The organism is Xenorhabdus innexi (assembly GCF_002632485.1).
Taxonomy (GTDB): domain Bacteria; phylum Pseudomonadota; class Gammaproteobacteria; order Enterobacterales; family Enterobacteriaceae; genus Xenorhabdus; species Xenorhabdus innexi.
On the sequence record NZ_NIBU01000032.1, the window covers coordinates 1 to 22,488 of the forward strand.

The 22,488-nt window shown below is 40.9% G+C and carries 16 protein-coding genes, 1 tRNA gene and 1 pseudogene; 5 read left to right on the forward strand and 13 right to left on the reverse strand.

Annotated elements, in window-relative coordinates:
* Window positions 1-121 (forward strand): annotated as a pseudogene (locus Xinn_RS12825) (IS30 family transposase); the annotation flags it as partial.
* Between the two features lie 104 nt (window positions 122-225).
* Here Xinn_RS12825 and Xinn_RS12830 read toward each other — a convergent pair.
* On the reverse strand, window positions 226-4,599 hold the full coding sequence (locus tag Xinn_RS12830) for a hemagglutinin repeat-containing protein (protein ID WP_169923577.1): 4,374 nt from the start codon (window positions 4,597-4,599) through the stop codon (window positions 226-228).
* Between the two features lie 75 nt (window positions 4,600-4,674).
* Window positions 4,675-6,351, reverse strand: a complete 1,677-nt coding sequence (locus Xinn_RS12835) for a ShlB/FhaC/HecB family hemolysin secretion/activation protein (RefSeq protein WP_086955955.1) — start codon at window positions 6,349-6,351, stop codon at window positions 4,675-4,677.
* A 540-nt stretch (window positions 6,352-6,891) separates the two neighbouring features.
* Between Xinn_RS12835 and Xinn_RS12840 the strand changes: the two genes are divergently transcribed.
* Window positions 6,892-7,959 carry a PfkB family carbohydrate kinase gene (locus tag Xinn_RS12840; RefSeq protein ID WP_086955954.1) on the forward strand — a complete coding sequence of 356 codons (1,068 nt, stop codon included), beginning with the start codon at window positions 6,892-6,894 and terminating at the stop codon, window positions 7,957-7,959.
* A gap of 10 nt (window positions 7,960-7,969) precedes the next feature.
* Here Xinn_RS12840 and Xinn_RS12845 read toward each other — a convergent pair whose 3' ends face one another.
* From Xinn_RS12845 to xerD, 7 genes are all read right to left on the reverse strand, one after another.
* Window positions 7,970-8,419 (reverse strand): GNAT family N-acetyltransferase, encoded by a 450-nt coding sequence (locus Xinn_RS12845; protein ID WP_086955953.1) that lies wholly within the window; start codon window positions 8,417-8,419, stop codon window positions 7,970-7,972.
* Between the two features lie 185 nt (window positions 8,420-8,604).
* Window positions 8,605-8,678 (reverse strand) — tRNA-Gly (locus tag Xinn_RS12850).
* A gap of 173 nt (window positions 8,679-8,851) precedes the next feature.
* The gene (gene lysS, locus Xinn_RS12855; protein WP_086955952.1) at window positions 8,852-10,366 is read right to left on the reverse strand and encodes a lysine--tRNA ligase; all 1,515 of its coding nucleotides are present in this window, start codon (window positions 10,364-10,366) and stop codon (window positions 8,852-8,854) included.
* Between the two features lie 9 nt (window positions 10,367-10,375).
* Window positions 10,376-11,474 (reverse strand): peptide chain release factor 2 gene (gene prfB, locus Xinn_RS12860; RefSeq protein ID WP_099137661.1). Its coding sequence is split into 2 segments (ribosomal slippage): window positions 10,376-11,398 and window positions 11,400-11,474, totalling 1,098 coding nucleotides; the frame shifts between segments, so codons are not numbered across the junction.
* A gap of 147 nt (window positions 11,475-11,621) precedes the next feature.
* Window positions 11,622-13,355: a single-stranded-DNA-specific exonuclease RecJ gene (recJ, locus tag Xinn_RS12865; RefSeq protein WP_086955951.1), complete on the reverse strand. Its 1,734-nt coding sequence runs from the start codon at window positions 13,353-13,355 to the stop codon at window positions 11,622-11,624.
* Between the two features lie 82 nt (window positions 13,356-13,437).
* Window positions 13,438-14,139 carry a bifunctional protein-disulfide isomerase/oxidoreductase DsbC gene (gene dsbC / locus Xinn_RS12870; RefSeq protein WP_086955950.1) on the reverse strand — a complete coding sequence of 234 codons (702 nt, stop codon included), beginning with the start codon at window positions 14,137-14,139 and terminating at the stop codon, window positions 13,438-13,440.
* Window positions 14,140-14,212: 73 nt separating this feature from the next.
* Window positions 14,213-15,103 carry a site-specific tyrosine recombinase XerD gene (xerD, locus tag Xinn_RS12875; protein ID WP_086956601.1) on the reverse strand — a complete coding sequence of 297 codons (891 nt, stop codon included), beginning with the start codon at window positions 15,101-15,103 and terminating at the stop codon, window positions 14,213-14,215.
* Between the two features lie 157 nt (window positions 15,104-15,260).
* Here xerD and fldB point away from each other — a divergent pair, with 157 nt between their 5' ends.
* Complete coding sequence (fldB, locus tag Xinn_RS12880; protein WP_086955949.1) at window positions 15,261-15,779, forward strand: flavodoxin FldB; 519 nt, start codon at window positions 15,261-15,263, stop codon at window positions 15,777-15,779.
* A gap of 13 nt (window positions 15,780-15,792) precedes the next feature.
* Here the strand turns inward: fldB and Xinn_RS12885 are convergent, their stop codons facing one another.
* Both Xinn_RS12885 and sdhE read right to left on the reverse strand, forming a co-directional pair.
* Window positions 15,793-16,242 (reverse strand): protein YgfX, encoded by a 450-nt coding sequence (locus Xinn_RS12885; protein ID WP_244590196.1) that lies wholly within the window; start codon window positions 16,240-16,242, stop codon window positions 15,793-15,795.
* A complete protein-coding gene (gene sdhE, locus Xinn_RS12890; RefSeq protein WP_086955948.1) occupies window positions 16,223-16,489 on the reverse strand; it encodes an FAD assembly factor SdhE in 267 nt (88 codons plus the stop codon). Before sdhE ends, Xinn_RS12885 begins: the two co-directional genes overlap by 20 nt.
* 484 nt (window positions 16,490-16,973) lie before the next feature.
* On the opposite strand from sdhE, the gene ygfZ reads away from it, so the two are divergent.
* A complete protein-coding gene (gene ygfZ / locus Xinn_RS12895; RefSeq protein ID WP_086955947.1) occupies window positions 16,974-17,972 on the forward strand; it encodes a tRNA-modifying protein YgfZ in 999 nt (332 codons plus the stop codon).
* A 15-nt stretch (window positions 17,973-17,987) separates the two neighbouring features.
* A complete protein-coding gene (locus Xinn_RS12900; RefSeq protein WP_086955946.1) occupies window positions 17,988-18,596 on the forward strand; it encodes an HD domain-containing protein in 609 nt (202 codons plus the stop codon).
* A 103-nt stretch (window positions 18,597-18,699) separates the two neighbouring features.
* On the opposite strand, the gene Xinn_RS12905 is transcribed toward Xinn_RS12900, so the two are convergent.
* Window positions 18,700-19,422 carry a type 1 glutamine amidotransferase gene (locus Xinn_RS12905; protein WP_086955945.1) on the reverse strand — a complete coding sequence of 241 codons (723 nt, stop codon included), beginning with the start codon at window positions 19,420-19,422 and terminating at the stop codon, window positions 18,700-18,702.
* A gap of 134 nt (window positions 19,423-19,556) precedes the next feature.
* Entirely contained in the window at window positions 19,557-22,433 is a 2,877-nt protein-coding gene (gcvP, locus tag Xinn_RS12910; RefSeq protein WP_086955944.1) for an aminomethyl-transferring glycine dehydrogenase, read from the reverse strand.
* Window positions 22,434-22,488: the final 55 nt, after the last annotated feature.

A 22,488-nucleotide genomic window follows, 5' to 3' on the forward strand; every position in this document is an offset into this window, starting at 1 on the left:
CTCAGAGTTGGAGATAAATCTCGTGGCAAATCGATTAAATAAACGTCCTCGAAAAACGCGAGGTTATCAAACACCGAATGAGTTATTTAAAGGCATACCGACTCGTTTACTTCGTTCATAACGGTGTTGCACTTATTATGTGAATGCAAGCAAGATTGATTAATACAAAAACCCACCTGTTAAGCAGGTGGGTTTTTACTATTTAATAATAAAATAATGCTCAACTTATACTCCTCCACCATTCAGGTTACCTGATTGTTGACCGCATCCAGTCACTTGTGTCACCATTTTTTTAGATACATTACTACCTATATTTCCGGAGACTTTATCTCTGACCGTCACAATACAATTTGAAACCTTTGGAGGTGGTGAAATTATTTTATTAGTGAGTGTTCCGATTTTTTTATTATGGGACTGCATATCTGTATAGGGTACTTTTCCATGAACAATATCAGAGATTGCTCCGGGTAAACTAAATAAAAGTTCTATAGGAGAACCCGGTAATTTCACAGAGATTTTTTGTTCTTGACTATGGGCTGTTAATTCATGATTCACCACTTCTTCCGTATTTAAAATAACTGGCTGATCAGTGCTTTCAATCTTCGCTCCTGTCAGATTAGTTTTACCATCCACATCCAAATTAATCCCGTTTTTAGCAGAGATTCCAGTCTGATTTGCTAATCCCATATCATCATGTTTTTCGTAATCAAATTTAAATCGAGTTTTTACACCTAACACAAGATTTTTAACTATATTAAATACGCCTTTAAATCCGGATGGTTGATTGCCACTAAAAATTGTACCACTATTGAATTGCCCTCCGGCTTCCAGATATATATTTTTCCCATTAGCGGTATTTTGAGCTGTTTCAATATTAAGATCACCTCCTATTTTACCGTTCACTCTATCCGCCACAATATTAGTGCCTTTAATTGTCGTATCTTTTTTACTGGCTAATGTTACGTTTTCACCCGTAATCTGGCTATTATGATTGATGACATCTCTCTCATAACCATTACCAAATTTTCCATAAGCCTTTGCCTTAACCTGAGCTAATTTAGAAGCATTCATAGCCACACCAGCCCCTACATCAGCCCCAATTTGGAAACTATCTTTATTTATACTATCCTGTGCAGATGTAATTATTATTTCACCTTGTTTTGCATCAAGATTTATATCGTTACCAGAAACATTTGTTCCCTGTAAAGATAGATTATTTCCAGCAGTTAAGTTGACTCCCTGTGCTCCGTTAATATTACTATTTTTTGCTGTCACTCTGGTATCATCACTTACGGCATATTCCGCTGCAATAGATCCGGCCCCCATATTAACAACTCCTGTAGGCAAATTGACGCCCACTCCAGCACCAAGAGCAACACCATAATCTGTTTTAGTTTTCTTAATAGTATTATTGGCCTGACCAATACTAATATTATTTCCGGCAGTTATTGTTGATTTTCCGTTATCTGAATTAAACGATATTCCCTGATATTTGACATCATGGCGAGCCTGAATATTAATATCTTTATGTGCCCTGAAATCACTGACAATAGCATCAGAATTAGATTCAGAGCTGCGGGAAACGCCTCCCTTTCCTTTGGCCCTAACAGTAAGATCCTGGGATAGAAGTGCTAAACCTGCTTGTATCTCAGCACGGCCGGATGTATCAGAAACATTTTTTTCAGTTTTATTAAATGCGGCTTCATTGATATGATTATTCGCTTTTAGCTCTATTCCTCCATTAGCTGAATTATATTGCGTCCCTTGATCATATATATCCTCTCTGGCATTTATATTAATATTATTATTAGCTTTAATTGAAGTAACATTGGCATTTGACGTAATATTATTTGCTGTGTAATTGCTTCCTTTGACTGAAGCACCGGCATTAATATCAAGTGAATTATTTTTTATACCAAAAGAGAGTGTAGCTCCTCCCCCAATATTAAAATTTCCTGAAGAAAGTATATTACTACTTTCCGCTGCTCTATTCTCTATACTGTCAGCATTAGCCTCATAATTACCAACAACATTATGCTGACTCCCCTGTTGCACCAATTTATTTCGTGCATTTAATTTAAGATCTCCTGCAATATTTGTTTTTGAAACAACTGCTTCCTTTTTCTCCTGAGAATTATTTTTAGCACTATGTTTAGCGAAACCACCGATACTTGCTCCTTGATTTCCTATAGATAAAACCAAACCAACGCCGGTTGAAGAGTGAGACTTCCTTTGGGCAGCCAGATCATTAGATGCAAGGAAGGAAATATTATCAGCAGATATACTCGCATCACCATTTCTCGTCATTATATCTGAACCAACAACTGTCACATCTTTACCTGCATTAATTGTTATATTTCCTCCACTCAATTCAGATGATTTTTGTGTTATATTTTCTTGTTCTGCTTTATCACTGTCATACTTAATATAAATCCCTTTTTTAGTGTTTTTACCTTCACCGGAAGAATCAGATATTCCTCCGGCTTCAAGTAATGAGGTTACTTTTTGCTTGTCATACCTTTCTCCATAAGGAGAAATAGTTAAGTTATTGCCTGCATTAATATTCAAGTCACCAGAACTTTTTAATGTGCTACCTGTCACTTCAATATCTTTTCCACTATATAATTTCAAATCCGCATTAGAGACAACCTCACTTTGTTCTGCTTTTTCTTTTTTTTCTTTTTCTTTATTAGAATCCTTAGTAATATTAAGAACAGTCCCATTACGCTCATCAATAACTTTTTTATGGTAACTAACTGCATTATTAATGACCAAATCACCATTGTCTGATTGAAAATATGCGCCTTTATCTGCTTCAATATTACTGCCGGTAATGTTAATGCCATCACTTCCTACAAGTAATACATGCCCATCGGCTGTAATATCAGATGATTGATTTTTTTTATCTTCGATATAGTTATTTTTATTTTTCCCTCCAGCTATTCCTCCCCAATAAGTTCTATTATCAGAATCAGTACTCTTATCACCAAAAGACTGGGATATGATTTGTGTTTTTTTATCAGCTTTAATATCAAGGTTATTTCCAGCATGTGCTTTAGAGCCTGATATTTTTATATCACCATTTGCCTCAATACCAAGATCATTACCAGCATTCAATTCACTTCTAACTTGTTTCTGCGTAGAGTGTCCTTTTTCTTTTAACCCAGTATCCAGTGAAGCTGACTCCAGCCTGTTATATTTCTGATCATCAATTTTTTCATTTTCTATCAATCCATCTATTATTACATTACGTTTAGATGATAATGAAAGATTATTACCTGCATCAACTTGACTTCCATGTATACTTATATCCTCTCCAGTAGAAGTTAGATTTATATTGTTATCTGCTCTGATATCATTTCCTTCCTGTTCAGTTTTATCATAAGTGTTTTTTTTGCTATTCTTCCATAAAAATTTCCATTGCTCTTGATAATTTTCCGAATGTTGATTAACTTGTTGACCGCCTATATCAATATTATCACCTGTTATATTAATATCTTTTCCATAGATATCTGTTCCTTTAATTTTATTACTCTTGCTGGCATTTAATGTAATATTTCCACCTTCTAATCTTGTCCGGTGAATAATTTGTGATTTTTTTCCGCTACCAGTACGGCTTCCACTAAAAAAATTACCCTCTGATTTTTCATCTTTAGAAGATACTTCATCCAAAGCTCCCTTAGATGAAATGTTTTCACCTTTTAATTCGAGATCACCTCCTCTTAAGTTGGCACCTTCCAGATTTAATCCACCTTTAGATTCAATATTAATATTATCATCGGCAGTCATATTCCCCAGCACATTAACACCATTACCCTTAGCTGTACTTAATAATCGAATACGACCAGCCTGCATACTACCTAAATAGTAACTATCGAGTAAACCTGCCCCTACCTGTTTTGAATCCAATACCCGGCCATCAGCAGATATTTTATTCTGACCTGTAATAATATTAATATCCTGACTGGTACTGATTTTTCCGCGACTATCTATTTTGGGAGAAAAAAGATTTATGATGGAATCATGGATTAATCCTCCCACACCGATTTTCAGACTGTTTGTATTATCAAATGTATTAAATCCCTGTAAAGTACCTTTTTCGACTAGTGGATTACCCACAACCAGTGATAACTGATTTGTATTAATAAATCCACATCCATCACAAGTAATACCATTAGGATTTGCCAATACGTAATCTGCTGCCATGCCAAAAACTTCCTGCTTACCTAACAATAAAGACGGATTACGGCTAACGACCTCATTTAAAATGATATTTGCTGAATTACCGTGCAAATTGCTATTTCCCGGCAGCTCTCCAGCTAATTGTGATTTTCCACCATCTATCGAGTTATTAAAAACCGCACCCTTTTCAGAAACATTAAAATCATTATATTGATTATGTGATAACCCAGATTCAGAGGGCGCAACAATATTGACTACATCCGCACCAGATTCAGATTGTGTAACATCCGGTCGGTGTGCTGCATCCCCCCCAGATACAATTCCATTGGAAAAACCACTTGAACTAAAAAGAATAATAATTGCCATTGATGCAGCAAGCCGACCAGATGGTGATAACTTGAATTTTTTTTCTTTCATCTTAATTACTCCTATACATCTATTCATTACTATGTGTGAAAATATGGCTGAGTCAAAAAAGTTCTTTTCCTGAAATTAAAAACCATAAGAAATACGAGCTAATATCTGTATGGGGTTATTAAGTTCTTTGTATTGCTGGGATAAAATTTTCCCTCTACCGACTTGAACATCAGCAAACAACTGTTGATAATTTAATGAAAACCCAGCGCTTAATCCTATGGCATTTACCCATTGATTTTTACGGTTATTAATTTTAACTTGACCTAAATCGCCACCTATATTTAATGCTAAATAGCCCTGAGGAATAGCTATGGGGAGTGGATAAGATAGTGAATTTCTTAAATACCACCCATTATCAGAACAGAAAAAACTCTCATTGAATCCCCTGATATTGTTTTTATCCGTAATGTCAATACATTCCATAGCCGGTAACTTATCATGGCTATATTGAATATTAAACTGGCTATTGAATAAATAAGATGAATTAAATAATCTTAATTTTTTTTGAAAATATATTGACATCATTCCTTTAGTGAATTTTTTATCCATGACTGTTTGCTCATTAAACCATGGCACACCTTGGCTAATACCTATATCTGCAGACCAAAAACCGGTTGGAATAATTTGAAAATGATTAAAGTTAAGAGAGACTAAACTCACAGATTCACTACTATATATAATCTTTTCATTATTTAAATAATTATTCCCCTTTTTATATACAAACTGTGTTCTCAGTGTATCTATTTGTGTCTGGTTACGGCGAAATGCCCAATCAGAGCGAATACCTGATTGTTGAGCATCACCATTTATATTTATTATCGTATATTTTGAATGTTGTTGATGGCTATATTTAGAACCAACATAAAATGTACTAAATGTTAAATCTCCATATGGGAGTGAATAAAGAAAAATGTAAGATCGATTATATTTTTTCGGGCCTTTTTTCAGCGTAGAACTTCCACTAAAACTGATAAAATCTGATAATCCCAGCAGGCTGTCAAAACTGGTGTTTATTCTTCCTACCCATTTCCCTGTATTTTTTTGTCCATAATTATCAGTTGTTAAAGAAACTTTCCAGGGAGCACTATGTTTATTATGAAGAAGAATAATAGACCCTCCATTAACTGTACCCGGTAAAATATCCAATGTGGTTTTATTTGATTGCAAACGATTTGCCTGATCTAGCCCCTGATCAAGCTGGTGTATATTCAATGGCATATTCTTTAAGTCAGGAAAAAGCGTCTGACTATTAACCCAGCGATTTCCTCCCTTAATATCTTCAATAAACCCTTCTATGACCCTAACTCCTAATTTTTTTTCGTCGTCAGGAGGGATCAATTTTACGCGGGCTGTCACATACCCTTTCTGAACATAAAGATTTGTAATTTCGGATGCCAATTTATTGATATAATTACTGGTAATACAACCATTAGAAATCGGGCTTAATGTCTTTAAGTCAGATGATGATAATAATGATATCCCCTGAAGATAAATTCCATTAATTGGCAAACACTTTTTATCTCCTTTCAAATTTGGTGGTAATTCCTTTGAAGAATACCTCTTTGATCGATTAACCATTTCCTGATGCTGCCTTTCTTCAATCAACCGATTAATCTCTCTTTCACTATTCTGTAAATTATTAATTCCTTCGTTTATGGTTGATGAAGGTAAATTTTCATTAAAATCCACCGGAGAGGCTATTGTTAACGGAATATATACTATTAATAATATCCCTAAGTTTTTTATAACCATAAACCACCAAGAATAAAAATTTTTATTAATATGGTAATTAAATACCTTTTGAAAATGATAAGAGAATTAGGCGCATTTCTTCCTCCTCACGATGCACAAGGAAAAGAAAGCATCATATGTTGAAACTCTCACTATTATGAAAATTCATTCAATCTTATAATATCTCTATTAAGATTAATGAATATCAAATTTATCACTTATATATTGCCATATCCTCACAGATAGAATACAAACACTTCATAAACATGAGCTGAAAAACAAACACTTGTTTGCAAAGAACCAAAAAATAGCTAACCAATTGATATAATGTCATTTTATTTAGCATAAAATATAGTTTACTTTCTAAATCTTTTCATTCTGCTAAACACAGATTATTTACCAGAACAATATATTTGATATAGATCACATTATCTTTCATAAATTACCCTTACCAAACTTACGATCACTTTCTCAAAAATAAAATAAACTATAAGATCAGCCTTTACTACCTGCCAGATATACAATAAAAATAGAGATATAAAAAACAGCCAAGGGCATAAAATGTCAAACAGGGAAAATCAGATACTGCAAATTTTAAAAAGGGACCCTTTTATACAACAACAAGAAATTGCAGATATCCTTGGAATTAGCCGCTCCTGTGTAGCGGGACATATTATGAACCTGAGTAAAAAAGGCTATATAAAAGGGAAAGGTTATATTCTTTCAAATGATGTTTATGCTGTTACCATTGGTGCGGCTAATATAGATATAACCAGTTATTCTTTTTCCAAAGTTATATATGATGATTCCAACCCAGGGAAAATAATCTCTACCCCCGGCGGGGTCGGGAGAAATATCGCACAAAATATTGCCGAATTAAAAAATGAAAGTTATTTAATTTCAGTTGTTGGCAATGACCAAAATGGTAAGATCTTGTCAGAGACAACTAAATTGTCTGGCGTTAATATTAAATATCTACATAAACTTGATGATGAAAAAACGTCAATCTACAATTCATTTATTGACGAGAACGGGATGTGTATTATATCTGTAAATGATATGAGTATTCTGAAAAAGCTTACACCTCCCTTGCTGTCTCAATCTAAAAAACTTATCCAAAATGCCAGTGTATTAGTTCTTGATTGCAATTTATATCAGGAATCATTGGAGTGGATATTTAATCACGCCAATAACGTTCCAATTTTTGTTGATACCGTTTCGACGTTCAAAGCACCTAATATTCGCCAGTGGCTACCCTATATTCACACTCTGAAACCTAACCGTTCAGAAGCCAAGATACTTAGTGGTATCGAGATCGAAACACTGGCAGATGCAGAAATTGCTGCTGACTGGTTTCATCAACAGGGTGTCCAACGCATAATTTTAAGTATGGATTCAGAAGGTGTGTATTATAGTGAATTAGATAATAAATCAGGTTATTCACGTGCATTAACCAGTAATATTGTCAATACCAATGGCGCTGGTGATGCAATGATGGCGGGCCTTGTGCATTGTTGGCTGGCAGGAATGACACTGGAGGATAGTGTTCAATTTTCTCAGCAATGCTCTGCTTTCACATTATCTTCGGAAAATATTAATATATTCCCCAATAAATGCCATCCCCGATAATAAGCTGGCATCAATTTTCTTCATAAATATCTGGACGAAATATCTGCCAGACAAAATTCTGTCGATTAACGGGAGAATAGCCAAACTTTTCGTATAACCAGTGTGCAGATGAAGTTACCAACATGACTCTTCGAAGTTTCTGAATAACGGGATGAGATTGACAGCATGTCATAAGCCAGCCTCCCAACTGCTGTTTTTGATATTCTTTCAGTACGTAAAAATCACATAAATACCCAAAGGTTGAAAAGTCTGTCACAAATCTGGCAAACCCTATTTGATTTTTCTCATCATACAATCCGAATATCAGACTATTTTCAATTGAGCATTGAACAGTTTCAATATCAATTCCTTTAGCCCAATGGGATTGGGTAAGAAACTGATGGATAGCGGTAATATCTAACAAAGATTTATTTGTCGATATTTGATAATTCCCTTTTTTCCAATGTAAATGTTGTGTCATATTTTTGCTCTATTATATTTTCATTTCATTTTTGCTTTACAATATCAAATTTAACTGTGGCAGCAATAAAAGTTTGCTGTACAGGTTTATAAAGGTGATCCCAGAGATAGAGAAAACCACACAATTTTTACTTTCCTTACTTTATCGTTAATAAGGGGTTTTATTGACTTCGGGAGATAACTGATTGGAGCGAATGAAGGGAATCGAACCCTCGTCGTAGGCTTGGGAAGCCTCTGCTCTACCATTGAGCTACACTCGCATCAGAGGTTTGACACAATGAAATATATACCTCTTATTGAATCTCAGCAACTGCTTACCAATGAACAAGTGTATGCTTTTTACTCCATCACATTAATAACTATTATCAGATAAAAGAAACGCCCTGCTCAATGAAATGTGCAGGGCGTTATTATAAATTTTAATCAAAAATGATTATTTATTCGGGCGCATAGCCGGGAACAGGATCACATCCCGGATAGTATGGCTGTCAGTGAACAGCATTACCATACGGTCGATACCGATGCCCAGACCCGCTGTTGGTGGCATACCGTGCTCCAGTGCAGTGACGTAGTCATCATCGTAGAACATGGCTTCGTCATCGCCTTCGTCTTTCTGACGAACCTGCTCTGCAAAACGTTCTGCCTGATCTTCTGCATCGTTCAGCTCGGAGAAGCCATTACCGATTTCGCGTCCGCCAATGAAGAATTCAAAACGATCAGTAATGAATGGGTTATCATCGTTACGACGTGCCAACGGAGAAACTTCTGCCGGATATTCAGTGATGAATGTCGGCTGAATCAAATGGCTTTCAGCCGTCTCTTCGAAGATCTCACACTGAATGCGACCCAATCCCCAGCTTTTATCAATTTCGATACCAATAGATTCAGCGATAGCAACGGCTTTATCCATATCATCCAGATCCGCCATATTGGTTTCCGGACGATATTTGCAGATCGCTTCTTTCATGGTCATTTTGATGAAAGGCTTGCCAAAATCAAACTCTTGTTCACCGTATTTGACCAAAGTCGTTCCAAGTACATCCTGAGTCAGTGTACGGAACAGCTCTTCAGTCAGCACGATCAGATCCTGATAATCCGCATAAGCCATGTAGAGTTCCATCATGGTGAACTCAGGGTTATGGCGCGGAGAGATACCTTCGTTACGGAAGTTGCGGTTGATTTCAAATACACGTTCAAAACCACCGACTACCAGACGTTTCAGGTACAGCTCCGGTGCAATACGCAGGTACATATCGATATCCAGCGCATTGTGGTGTGTCGTGAATGGACGTGCGCTTGCACCACCCGGAATTGCCTGCATCATTGGTGTTTCGACTTCCATGAAGTCTTTACTGACCATGAAATTACGCAGTGCTGCCATCACGCGGGAGCGGATCTGGAATGTTTTGCGTGATTCATCATTTGAGATCAGATCCAGATAACGCTGACGGTAACGGGTTTCCTGATCTGCCAGACCGTGGAATTTATCCGGCAATGGACGCAGTGCTTTAGTCAGCAGACGCAGTTCACTACAGTGGATAGAAAGCTCACCGGTTTTGGTTTTAAACAATTTACCGCGTGCGCCTAAAATGTCACCCAAATCCCATTTCTTGAACTGTTCGTTATAAATGCCTTCCGGCAGATCATCACGAGAAACATAAATCTGAATACGACCGCCCATATCCTGTAAGGTCGCAAAAGATGCCTTACCCATGATACGACGGGTCATCATACGACCAGCAACTGTTACTTCAATATTCAGCTCTTCCAGCTCTTCCTGAGTCTTATCATCGTATTTTGCATGCAAATCTTCAGAAATGTTTTCACGACGAAAATCATTCGGGAATGCAATACCGTTACTACGCAGTGTAACCAGTTTTTCACGGCGGGTTTTCAGTTCGTTATTTAAGTCAGGAGCCTGTTCAGCCCCCTGCTGTTGTTGCGACATTTTAGTTCCTCATAGGCCAGCTTTTAAGCTTGCTTCAATGAATTTGTCCAAATCACCATCCAGCACAGATTGCGTGTTACGGGTTTCAACACCTGTACGCAAGTCTTTAATGCGGGAATCATCTAAAACATAAGAGCGGATTTGGCTACCCCAACCGATATCCGATTTGTTATCTTCCATTGCCTGTTTATCAGCATTTTTCTTCTGCATTTCGAACTCATACAGTTTTGCTTTTAACTGTTTCATCGCCTGATCTTTGTTTTTATGTTGAGAACGATCAGTCTGACACTGAGTCACAATGCCTGTAGGTTCGTGGGTAATACGTACCGCAGATTCAGTTTTGTTAACGTGCTGACCACCAGCACCAGAAGCCCGGTATACATCAATACGCAAATCAGCAGGATTGATTTCAATATCAATGTCATCATCAACTTCGGGGTAAATAAAGGCGGAGCTGAATGATGTATGGCGACGACCGCCGGAATCAAACGGGCTTTTACGTACCAAGCGATGTACGCCTGTTTCAGTACGCAGCCAGCCGTAAGCATATTCACCGATAATTTTGATGGTAGCGGATTTCAGGCCTGCTACATCACCATCAGATTCCTCGATAATTTCAGTCTTGAAGCCCTTGGATTCTGCCCAGCGCAGATACATACGCATCAGCATACTGGCCCAATCCTGTGCTTCCGTACCGCCAGAGCCAGCCTGTAGATCCAGATAACAGTTCGCGCTGTCATATTCGCCTGAGAACATACGGCGGAATTCAAGCTGCTCCAGTTTTTCTTCCAATTGTTGCAATTCAGCTACCGCTTCATTGAAAGTCTCTTCATCATCAGCTTCAACTGCCAGCTCCAGCAGGCCGTTCACATCTTCCAATCCCTGTTCAAGCTGATCAATCGTTTCAACGATGCCTTCCAGTGATGAACGTTCTTTGCCTAACGCCTGCGCCCGTTCCGGCTCATTCCAGACATCTGGCTGCTCTAATTCAGCATTAACTTCTTCTAAACGTTCTTTCTTGGCATCATAGTCAAAGATACCCCCTCAGAACAGCTGTCCGCTCAGACAGGTTCTGAATCTGGTTTTTTACCGGATTAATTTCAAACATATTTCGTGTCTTATACGTTGTGTTTTATAAAAACAATGGTTTTTATAGAAAGATGGCTATGGATATTGTCGAACCGCGTATTGTAGCGGATCTGACACAGGGTTTATAGCATTTCAATTGATTTGCTGGGCAATCAATTCAGCTACTTTAACAGGGCCAGATGTGCTGGATCAAAAGCTGAACATCACGATTACCACGAAATTCGTTAATATCCAGTTTATAAGCCAGTTCCACTGTTTTAACGCTATTATCAGGCCAATATTGAGTGTCAATGTTAAACGCAATACCATCCAGCATTGGCCCTCCGTTTAATGGTTCAATCATGACTTTCAGATGATTTTCACCGACAATCCGCTGTTGTAACAGCCTGAATTTACCGTCAAATACCGGCTCAGAAAATGCCTGTCCCCAAGGGCCGCCATCCCGCAAAACCTCTGCGATTTCCAGTGACAGCTCTCCCAGTGTCAACTCGCCATCACTCCAGACGACACCTTCAAGCTGCTCTATATCCAGCCATTCGGCTACCAAGGCAGAGAAATGACGTTGAAACAGCTCAAATTTATCCTGTTCCAGCGATAGCCCGGCAGCCATTGCATGACCACCAAATTTCAGCATTAATCCGGGATACAGGGTATCAAGGCGCTCCAGAGCATCACGCATATGCAGCCCGTTGATGGAACGGCCTGAACCTTTCAGTGTGCCATCTCCCGCTGGAGCAAAAGCGATAACCGGCCGGTGAAAACGCTCTTTGATGCGTGATGCCAGAATTCCCACTACACCCTGATGCCATTCAGGATGATAAATAGCCAGCCCATAAGGCAATTCGGTATGGGTACGCTCAATCTGGTCACAAATTTGCAAGGCTTCCTGCTGCATACCCAGTTCGATTTCACGCCGTGTCTGATTCAGGCCGTCCAGTTCACAGGCAATCTGTCGGGCCTGTACCATATCATCCGTTAAGAGCAGTGTGACGCCGACGGACATATCGTCCAGCCGTCCTGCGGCATTTAACCGTGGTCCAAGGGAAAATCCCAAATCACTGGCAGATAATTTTCCTGCTTCTCGTTTAGATATTTCCAACAATGCCCGGATACCCGCGCAACAACGTCCGGCACGAATTCGATTCAATCCCTGATACACCAAAATACGATTGTTAGTATCAAGCGGAACGACATCAGCCACCGTCCCCAACGCAACCAAATCAAGCAGTTCGGCCAGATTGGGCAAAGGAATGCCCTGTTGCTCAAACCATGCCATTTGACGTAATTCTGCCCTGAGTGCAGACATCAGGTAAAAAGCGACACCCACCCCAGCAAGTGCTTTTGAAGGGAAGGAGCAGTCAGTCAGATTCGGGTTAACAATGGCATCGGCGGTTGGTAATGTTTCACCCGGCAAATGGTGATCTGTAACGATCACTTTAAGACCATGCTGATGTGCAACCATGACACCATCATGGGAAGAGATCCCGTTATCCACGGTGATGATCAGATCTGCGCCTTTTTTCACGACATCATTGACAACCTGAACACTCAGGCCATAACCATCTTCGAAGCGGTTAGGCACAAAGTAATCCAGATCCCGATACCCCATTGCACGCAGTGCCCGAATGCTTAATGCAGTACTGGTCGCGCCGTCAGCATCAAAATCACCGACAATAACAATACGCCAGTGCTGATGTAGTGCTTCGACAAGCAGGGAAACAGCCCTGTCAATGCCATTCAGGGATTGATAATTGAGCAACCCTTTAGCACCACGTTCTAACTCATCAGCCTGACGTATGCCGCGCGTGGCATAAAGACGGCGTAATAATGGATGGAGACTATCAGGAAGGAGACTATCATCCGCCGCTGGACGGCGGCGGAGCTGTGTTTTTCTATTCACTGGATTAATTCATCACTGGTTTTTATTCATTGCAGAGTGTAATTCACTGCGTATTATGCGCTTAAGCAAGATATGCCGGTAATTATTCACCGTGCTGCGCCAGTGCATTAGCTAACTCTTTTGGCGGTAAAAAACCACTAATCAGAGTGCCGTCTTTGAGTACAATAGCCGGAGTTCCATTAACTCCAAGCTGTAAGCCCAACTCGTAATGTTTGGCAATATCCTTTTTACAACTCTCGATAGGTAAAATTTTTTCCCCTTTGAAGGCAGCGTCCAGCGCCTTGGCAGCTTTCGCACTACACCAGATAGATTGCATATCTTTGGCCGACTGGTGTTGCAGACCATGACGCGGGAATGCCAGATAACGGATGGTAATTCCCTCATCATTATATTCCTTCATATTTTCATGCAATTTATGGCAATACCCACAAGTGATATCTGTAAACACGGTAACGACATATTTTTCTTTCGGAGCCTTATAAATGATCATTTGATCTTTCAGGGTTTCCAGTTTTTTTACCAGAGATTTATTCACAACCTGCTTTGGCGTTTTGCCGCTGATGTCGTAAAGCGGCCCCTGAAACATATAATTGCCATCGTCAGAGATATAGATTGTTCCATGTTGAGTTAAAACACTGCTTACGCCCGTAATCCCAGACGGATTAACACTTTCTGCTTTGAGACCCATCTTTGATAATGACTTATCAATCATGCTGTTATCAGCAAATACATTACCGGTAAAAGCTGTAAATATTAAGGAAAGACAAAACGCTATCTTTTTCATTTTTTGTTCCTTTTTCATCCTTCTCGCAATTTATCCACAAATAACTTCTGTTGAGCAGCTATTTATGAGTAAGTTATCCGCGAGGATGATGTTGTTGATGTAGCACTTTAAGACGTTCAGTTGCCACATGAGTATAAATCTGTGTTGTAGAGAGATCACTGTGACCCAGTAGCATCTGCACAACCCGTAAGTCAGCGCCATGATTAATTAAATGTGTTGCAAAAGCATGACGTAAAACGTGGGGGGATAAACGTTCCGAATCAATTCCGGCCAATACTGCGTAATGCTTGATCCGGTGCCAGAAAGTCTGCCGTGTCATCTGTGTCCCGCGTTTACTGGGAAAAAATACATCGGACACTATGCCATTCAGCAGCCACGGGCGTCCATACTCAAGATATTGTTCCAACCAGTACAGCGCCTCTTCCCCTAAAGGAACCAATCTTTCTTTGTTCCCTTTTCCTAGTATTCTGACAACTCCCTGACGCAGGCTGACATCTGATAATGTCAGCCCGACTAACTCGGATACTCGTAAACCACAGGCATAGAGCACTTCAAGCATTGCCTTATCCCGTAATTCTATGGGTTGATCACTCGAAGGCGCGTTAAGTAAATTTTCAACCTGTTTTTCGCTTAGGTCTTTTGGCAAGCGCTTAGGTAATTTAGGGGCAGATAAAAGCGCAGTCGGATCATCCGTCCGCATTTTTTCACGATAAAGATACTGAAACAATCTGCGCATTGCGCTTAACAAACGCGCTGAGCTACTGGCTTTATAACCGCCATCTACCCGTTCAGCCAAAAATGATTGTAAATCGATAGACTGCACAGAGAGTAGATCATAACCCGCGTGCATCAGCCAGTTATGCAGACACTGTAAATCAAGCCGGTAAGAAGCAAGGGTATTTTCTGCCAGCCCCTTTTCCAACCAGATTGCATCCAGAAATTGTTCTATCAGAGGAGCCGCCAATCGACTTTGTTCCGGCACATCATTTTTTGATAAGTTATCTTTTGTTGGCACAAGCCCTCCTTTGTATCTGCGCTTTCCGGTCAGCTATTATGCCTGAAAAAGCAATTCTTCTGTTACAATGCCTGCTCTGATATTAAAAATTCACTGATAATTAATGATGAAAATTGGTCTATTTTACGGTTCTACCACTTGCTACACTGAAATGGTAGCAGAAAAAATACGCGATATTCTTGGCGAAGATCTGATTGACCTGCATAACGTCAAAGATTGCGCTCCTCAATTAATGGAAGAATATTCTGTCTTAATTCTCGGTATGCCTACGTGGGATTTCGGTGAAATACAGGAAGACTGGCTGGCTATTTGGGACCAACTTCCATCTCTGGATTTATCGGGCAAAATCGTTGCCATGTATGGCATGGGTGATCAAATTGATTACAGTGAATGGTTTTTGGATGCACTGGGAATGCTGTATCACCAACTACGGCCTACAGGTGCCCAGTTTATTGGTTTCTGGCCGCTTGAAGGCTATGAATTCACCAGCCCTAAGCCACTGTCTGATGATGGCAAACAATTTGTCGGCCTCGCTCTGGATGATGTAAACCAGTTCGAAGAGACTGACGAGCGTCTGAACCAATGGTGTATGCAGATACTGGCAGAGATGGAAGCGCTATTTTAATACCCATCATCTTTCAAATTACCTTCATATTGGAATATTGACGCATACGCTGGTTAAAGTAGCGCCACATCGCTGGTGGCATACTGTCTGATGCCACCCACAGCCGAATAACGGGCTTATGACGAAAACTTTCGGGTTGTTCAGACGCACACAATGAAAGCATGATCCCATAATGGCTGAACCACGGCGGCTGAGTCATTTTCCACCTTACATTTTGCCAATGCACTTTATTGTCATGTAACAGTATTAATTGCCCCTGACACTGTTGAATGTTTTTCTGGCTTCGTACCCAACTCATGATAGTCAGAGCAAGGCTTGGGATAGCAACTATCAGAAGCCAGAAATAAAAGCTTTCAGCAGGCCACGGTGCTAATAAAGCTGCCAGCGCGATCAACCCATGTACGCAGGAAGAGAACAGACGCGTCCGGCGAGATAGCTTCAGTTCACTGTGCCACAGGGCCACGAGCCTGATTTCTGCTCTGAATCAATTGCACCATGCCAAAAAGCGCTTCATCTTCCGGGCGACCATGATTCATCAGCCAGTTGAACAGATCGGGGTCTGGACACTCCAGCAAACGAACAAAAATACGCTTTTCATCATCACTTAAGGTGTCATATTCATATTCAAAAAATGGCATGATAGAAATATCCAGCTCACGCATTCCACGACGACATGCCCAGTGAATACGTGCTTTATTGTTAATATCCATGTTTAAAAAGCCTCTTGATTATTTTCATTCGTGCCATTGGCGCGGTAATGCTTTTATTTGATTTGTGCAAATATTTTGATAGCTGCAAAAAGCCACTACCGCAGGAACTTACTATTGCTACTGTAAAAACACCTGCTACTGCAAAAACAACTGTTACTGCAAAAACAACGGTCGTAAGAATAGTGTTATTGTAAAAAATAGTGTTGCTGTAAGAATAATGTGAAAGGTTAACAAGTTTACCGCTATGACAAAAATGATCACGATTGCAAAATTTCACACTCAAGGGTAATTATCAGCGATTCTGGACTGTTTTTCACCCTTTGCAGTCTTGCGTTCTGTTTTATATCTACAATATGCGAAGAGACTCGCAACAGGCTGACAATAAATGTTCAACCAAAAAATAACCGGAATAACTCCTTTGCATTGGGCTTCATCTCTTTTACCATTAACGTTATTTCTCAGATAGTTTATGGCAGGAGCTGTTATGGCTTACCAAATTCCGTTTTCTGCAAAATCTCCATCTCCTTCCGCAACGCTCCCACTCACGTTAATTTCTCTTGATGATTGGGCAATCGTGACTGCAATCGGGGCTGATGCCGAAAAATATCTGCAAGGTCAGGTTACTGCGGATGTTAATTCTTTGGATGCAAATCAGCACGTGTTATGCGCGCACTGTGATGCCAAAGGTAAAATGTGGAGTAACCTGCGGCTGTTTCATCGTGAAGAAGGTTTTGCCTATATAGGGCGTCGTTCCATATTGGATAGCCAACTGGCTGAATTGAAAAAATATGCTGTCTTCTCTAAAGTCACCTTTGCCAAAGATGAAGAAAGTATTTTACTTGGTATTGCAGGCTCAGGAAGCAGGCAAGCACTGGCAGCACATTTCCCGGTACTACCTGATACAGAAACTGTCGTTATCCAGCATGAAACCACAACTCTTCTCCACTTCTCTCTTCCAACAGAACGTTTTCTTCTTGTTACGGACAGTACAACCGCTGCGCAATTAACTGCAGCGTTGGTAGAGAAATCTCAGGCACAGACGAACAATAGCCCACAGTGGCTGGCGCTGGAAATTGAAGCCGGATTCTCTGTTATTGATGAAGCTAACAGTACGCAATTTATCCCGCAAGCTGCCAATCTTCAGGCTCTTGAAGGCAGTATCAATTTCCAGAAAGGTTGTTATACCGGTCAGGAAATGGTGGCCCGGGCTAAATATCGCGGAGCGAATAAACGGGCCATGTACTGGCTGGCTGGCAGTGCTTCTTCCCTTCCTGTGGCGGGTGATGATCTGGAATGGCAGTTAGGTGATAAGTGGCGCAGAACCGGCACAGTTCTCGCTTCTGTCAGATTAGCCGATGATTCAGTCTGGGTACAGGTTGTCATGAATAATGATATGGAAGCAGACAGCGTATTCCGTGTTCGTGAGGATGAACACTCTTCCCTCTCCATACAAACACTACCCTATTCATTGGAAGAAAAATAATAATTGAGGTTTTTTATGTCACAAACTATAACCGCCGTTGATTTCGGGCCGTTTACCGATGTTATATCCTTTATCATGGAATTGGATAAGTTAAAAAACGTACACCGTAAAACAAAGATCCTGAATAACCAGCGCCATGAAAACTCTGCGGAGCATAGCTGGCACTTTGCACTGGCAGTTATCAGCTTTGCTCCGTATGCCGGAAATGTAAATATCAACCGTGTCATCCAGATGGCACTTATCCACGATATTGTTGAAATCGATGCCGGGGATGTTATCGCGTTTGACTTAGCGGCCCGTGAAGCCATTCACGAGCAAGAAGTACTGGCTGCCCAACGTATTTTCGGCTTACTGCCAGAAGCACAGAGAGATCATTTTCTGGCACTTTGGCACGAATATGAAGACGGAGAAACACCGGAGGCATGTTTCGCTAAAATGCTCGACAGAGTTATGCCGGTATTGATGAATTTACATAATGATGGTCAGAGCTGGGTGGAAAACGGAATTCGTTTTGGGCAAGTATTTAATTTACTCAGCTTCATTTCTGAGAGTTATCCAGAATTCTGGAAATATTTACTGCCACAGTTAGAAGCAGCCAGAGAGAAAGGTTGGTTAAAAGAGTAATTTCTTATAATAACAATCGATACAACCCTTAAATTGCAATTGCACCGTAACATACGGTGCAATTTTGTAAGTGGTGTTTTTTTATTTTCTATATCTATATGAGTTAATTCATCACTCGATATTGTTCAGTCAACTTATCGAGAAAAACAAATAACTTCTTATTCATTTCGCTGTAATCATGAGTGCGTAATATTTCCGGTGTCTGAACAAATTTATACTCATCCGCTTTATTCAGATCTTTTTCTGAATTTTGAATAAGTAACTCAACTAATTCTGGGGTCAGTTCCATATGACATTGAAAAGCATAAACCAGATTTTGATATTCAATAATCTGTCTGGGGCAGCCTTCACTAATTGCGATAATTTTTGCCTCAGGGGTTAAACCCGGCATATCACCGTGCCAATGCCCGACTTCAAGTATTTTACCAAAATGAGCAAAGTGGTCATTTTTTAAGCCTGCTTCGGTAAGCATAATCGGGAACTTCCCAATTTCTTTTTCCGGGCTGTATTCGAAAGTTCCTCCCAGAGCATCACCAATTAATTGCGCCCCAAGGCAAACCCCAACGACAATCTTGCCTGATGTAGCCGCTTTCACAATAAGTTGTTTTTCTGCTGCTGCATCAAAATATGGGCAATCAGCCAGAGTTGTTGCCGGGCTTTGTGGCCCTCCCATGACGATCAGAAAATCAATCTCTTCAATTGAATCCGGCAATTGTTCCCCAAGATAAACCCGTGAAAATGTGGTTTGGTATCCCCTCGCTTTAGCCCAGTCTTCATATGCGCCGGGTGCTTCAAAATCCTCATGTACAACAAAATGAATTCGCATTACGTTATTGCCTTAGAAAAAAAGTAGAACTACTTTGGTGAATCTAAACTCTGTAAATCTAAAAAAGCAGTGTGAGACTCCTCTCAGCACTGCTTTTATGTTTTAAATTTTTTAATTAATAGGTTACATCAATATTAACGATAATCTTCAATGGGTGCGCAGGAACAATGCAGATTACGATCCCCATAAACATCATCCAGACGTTTTACTGTCGGCCAGTATTTATTTTCCTTTGTCTCTGGCGTGGGGAAAACAGCAACTTCACGGCTGTAGGCATGTTCCCAGTCAGAAACCAGTTCAGCCTGAACGTGTGGTGCATTCACCAGCGGATTATCTTCCAGTGACCAATCGCCTTTTGCCACTTTGTTAATCTCTTCACGAATAGCCAGCATGGCATTAATAAAGCGATCAATTTCCATTTTGCTTTCAGATTCAGTCGGCTCAACCATCAGTGTTCCCGCGACAGGGAATGACATAGTTGGTGCATGGAAGCCATAATCAATCAAGCGTTTGGCAATATCCATCTCACTGATACCGAATTCTTCTTTCAATGGGCGAATATCCAGAATACATTCGTGAGCAACATAACCATCGCGCCCGGTATACAGGATGTCATAAGCGCCTTTCAGGCGGGCTGCGATGTAATTAGCATTCAGGATCGCAACCTGACTGGCCTGTTTCAGCCCTTTAGCTCCCATCATACGAATATACATCCAGCTAATAGGCAGAATAGACGCACTGCCAAATGGCGCTGCGGATACGGCTCCCTGCGTGGTTAATGAATCCATTTCCACCACAGAGTGCCCCGGCAAGAATGGTGCAAGGTGCTTTTTCACACCGATTGGTCCCATACCCGGACCACCGCCACCATGTGGAATACAGAAGGTTTTATGCAGATTAAGGTGTGAAACATCAGCACCGATAAAGCCCGGCGTAGTGATGCCAACCTGAGCATTCATATTAGCGCCATCAAGGTAAACCTGACCGCCATTCTGGTGAATAATGTCACAAACCTGACGAATAGTTTCTTCATATACACCGTGAGTTGACGGATAGGTCACCATGATACAGGCCAGTTCATCACGGTGTTTTTCTGCTTTTTCCTGTAGGTCGGTCAGATCGATATTGCCATCTTTATCACAATCAACCACAACCACTGTCATGCCAGCCATATGTGCTGATGCCGGGTTTGTACCATGCGCAGAGCTTGGGATCAGGCAGATATGGCGGTGTTGCTCTCCACGGCTGGCATAGTAATGGCGGATAGCCAGTAGACCGGCATATTCTCCCTGAGCACCAGAGTTTGGCTGCATAGATACAGCATCGTAACCTGTCAGCAATACCAACCAGTTAGACAGTTGGCTAATTAATTGCTGATAACCCTGAGCCTGTTCTGGTGGGCAGAAAGGGTGCAGCTCCGTAAATTCAGGCCATGTGATCGGCATAATTTCGGCGGCTGCGTTCAATTTCATTGTGCACGAACCTAATGGGATCATCGCCTGATTCAATGCCAGATCTTTGCGTTCCAGACTATGCAGATAGCGCATCATATCTGTTTCGCTGTGATAACGGCGGAAGTTATCATGGTTCAGAATGTCGTCATTGCGTAACATTGAAGCCGGAACAGACTGGCTGCCTGCCGAGACTTCAATATCAAGCGCATCAACATCTAACACCGTTTCAGTGCCAGTTAAAACCTGAAATAAGGTTGTCAAATCATCACGGCTGGTCTTTTCACTTAATGACACCCCGATTGCACCAAGGATATCCGTGCGCAAATTGATATGTGCTTTTTCAGCACGAGCCAAAACTGATGCTTTATCGGTGACTTCCACAGTCAAGGTATCGAACCACGTTTTGTGACGCAGAGTTAAACCCGCTTTTTGCAGGCCTGCGGCTAAAATATCAGTCAGCCGATGAATACGTCCGGCTATTCTTTTCAGACCTTCGGCCCCGTGGTAGACCGCATACATGCCAGCAATATTTGCCAGCAATACCTGCGATGTGCAGATATTAGAGTTCGCTTTTTCACGACGGATATGCTGTTCACGTGTCTGCATCGCCATGCGTAGTGCCCGATTTCCGGCGGCATCACGGGAAACACCAATGATACGGCCCGGCATCGAACGTTTGTATTCATCACGGCAGGCAAAGAATGCAGCATATGGGCCACCATATCCCATCGGAACACCAAAACGCTGTGCTGAACCAAATACAATATCAGCACCCTGTTTACCCGGTGCGGTCAGCATGACCAATGCCATGATATCAGCGGCAACACTGACAATAATTTTTTTCTGTTTCAGCTTTGAAATAAGATCACTGTAGTCATGGACTTCACCGGTAGTGCCCACTTGTTGCAGCAGAACACCAAAAATGCTTTCCAGCTCCAGTACTTTTTCTGCTTTATCAACAATGACATCAAACCCAAACGTCGCCGCTCGTGTACGAACCACATCCAGTGTCTGCGGGTGAATGTCATCAGCAACGAAGAAACGCTCAGCATTTTTCAGTTTGCTGACACGTTTTGCCATCGCCATCGCTTCTGCCGCCGCAGTTGCTTCATCCAACAGCGATGCTGACGCAAGATCTAATCCGGTCAGATCGATGGTAACTTGCTGGAAATTCAGCAGGGCTTCCAGTCTCCCTTGAGAAACTTCCGGCTGGTATGGTGTATATGCCGTATACCAACCGGGATTTTCCAACAAATTACGCAGGATAACCGGTGGGAGAACTGAAGGAGCATATCCCATACCAATATAAGACTGGTAACGTTTGTTCTGACCAGCTATTGCCTTCAGTTCAGCCAGTGCCTGTTGTTCTGTCGCACCTTCTCCTACAGCTGGTGGTTCTGGCAGTGCAATATCACGGGGAACAATTTTAGTAGTGAGATCGTCAAGGGAGTTTGCGCCTACCATTGCCAACATTTCTTTTTGCTGTCCGGCAGAAGAACCAATGTGACGACGAATGAATTCACCTTGATTTTCAAGTTGGATTAGAGTCTGGGTCATTGATAATAATTTCCTGAAACTAGCTAAAAAACGGTACACATGAAAAAACGCCCCG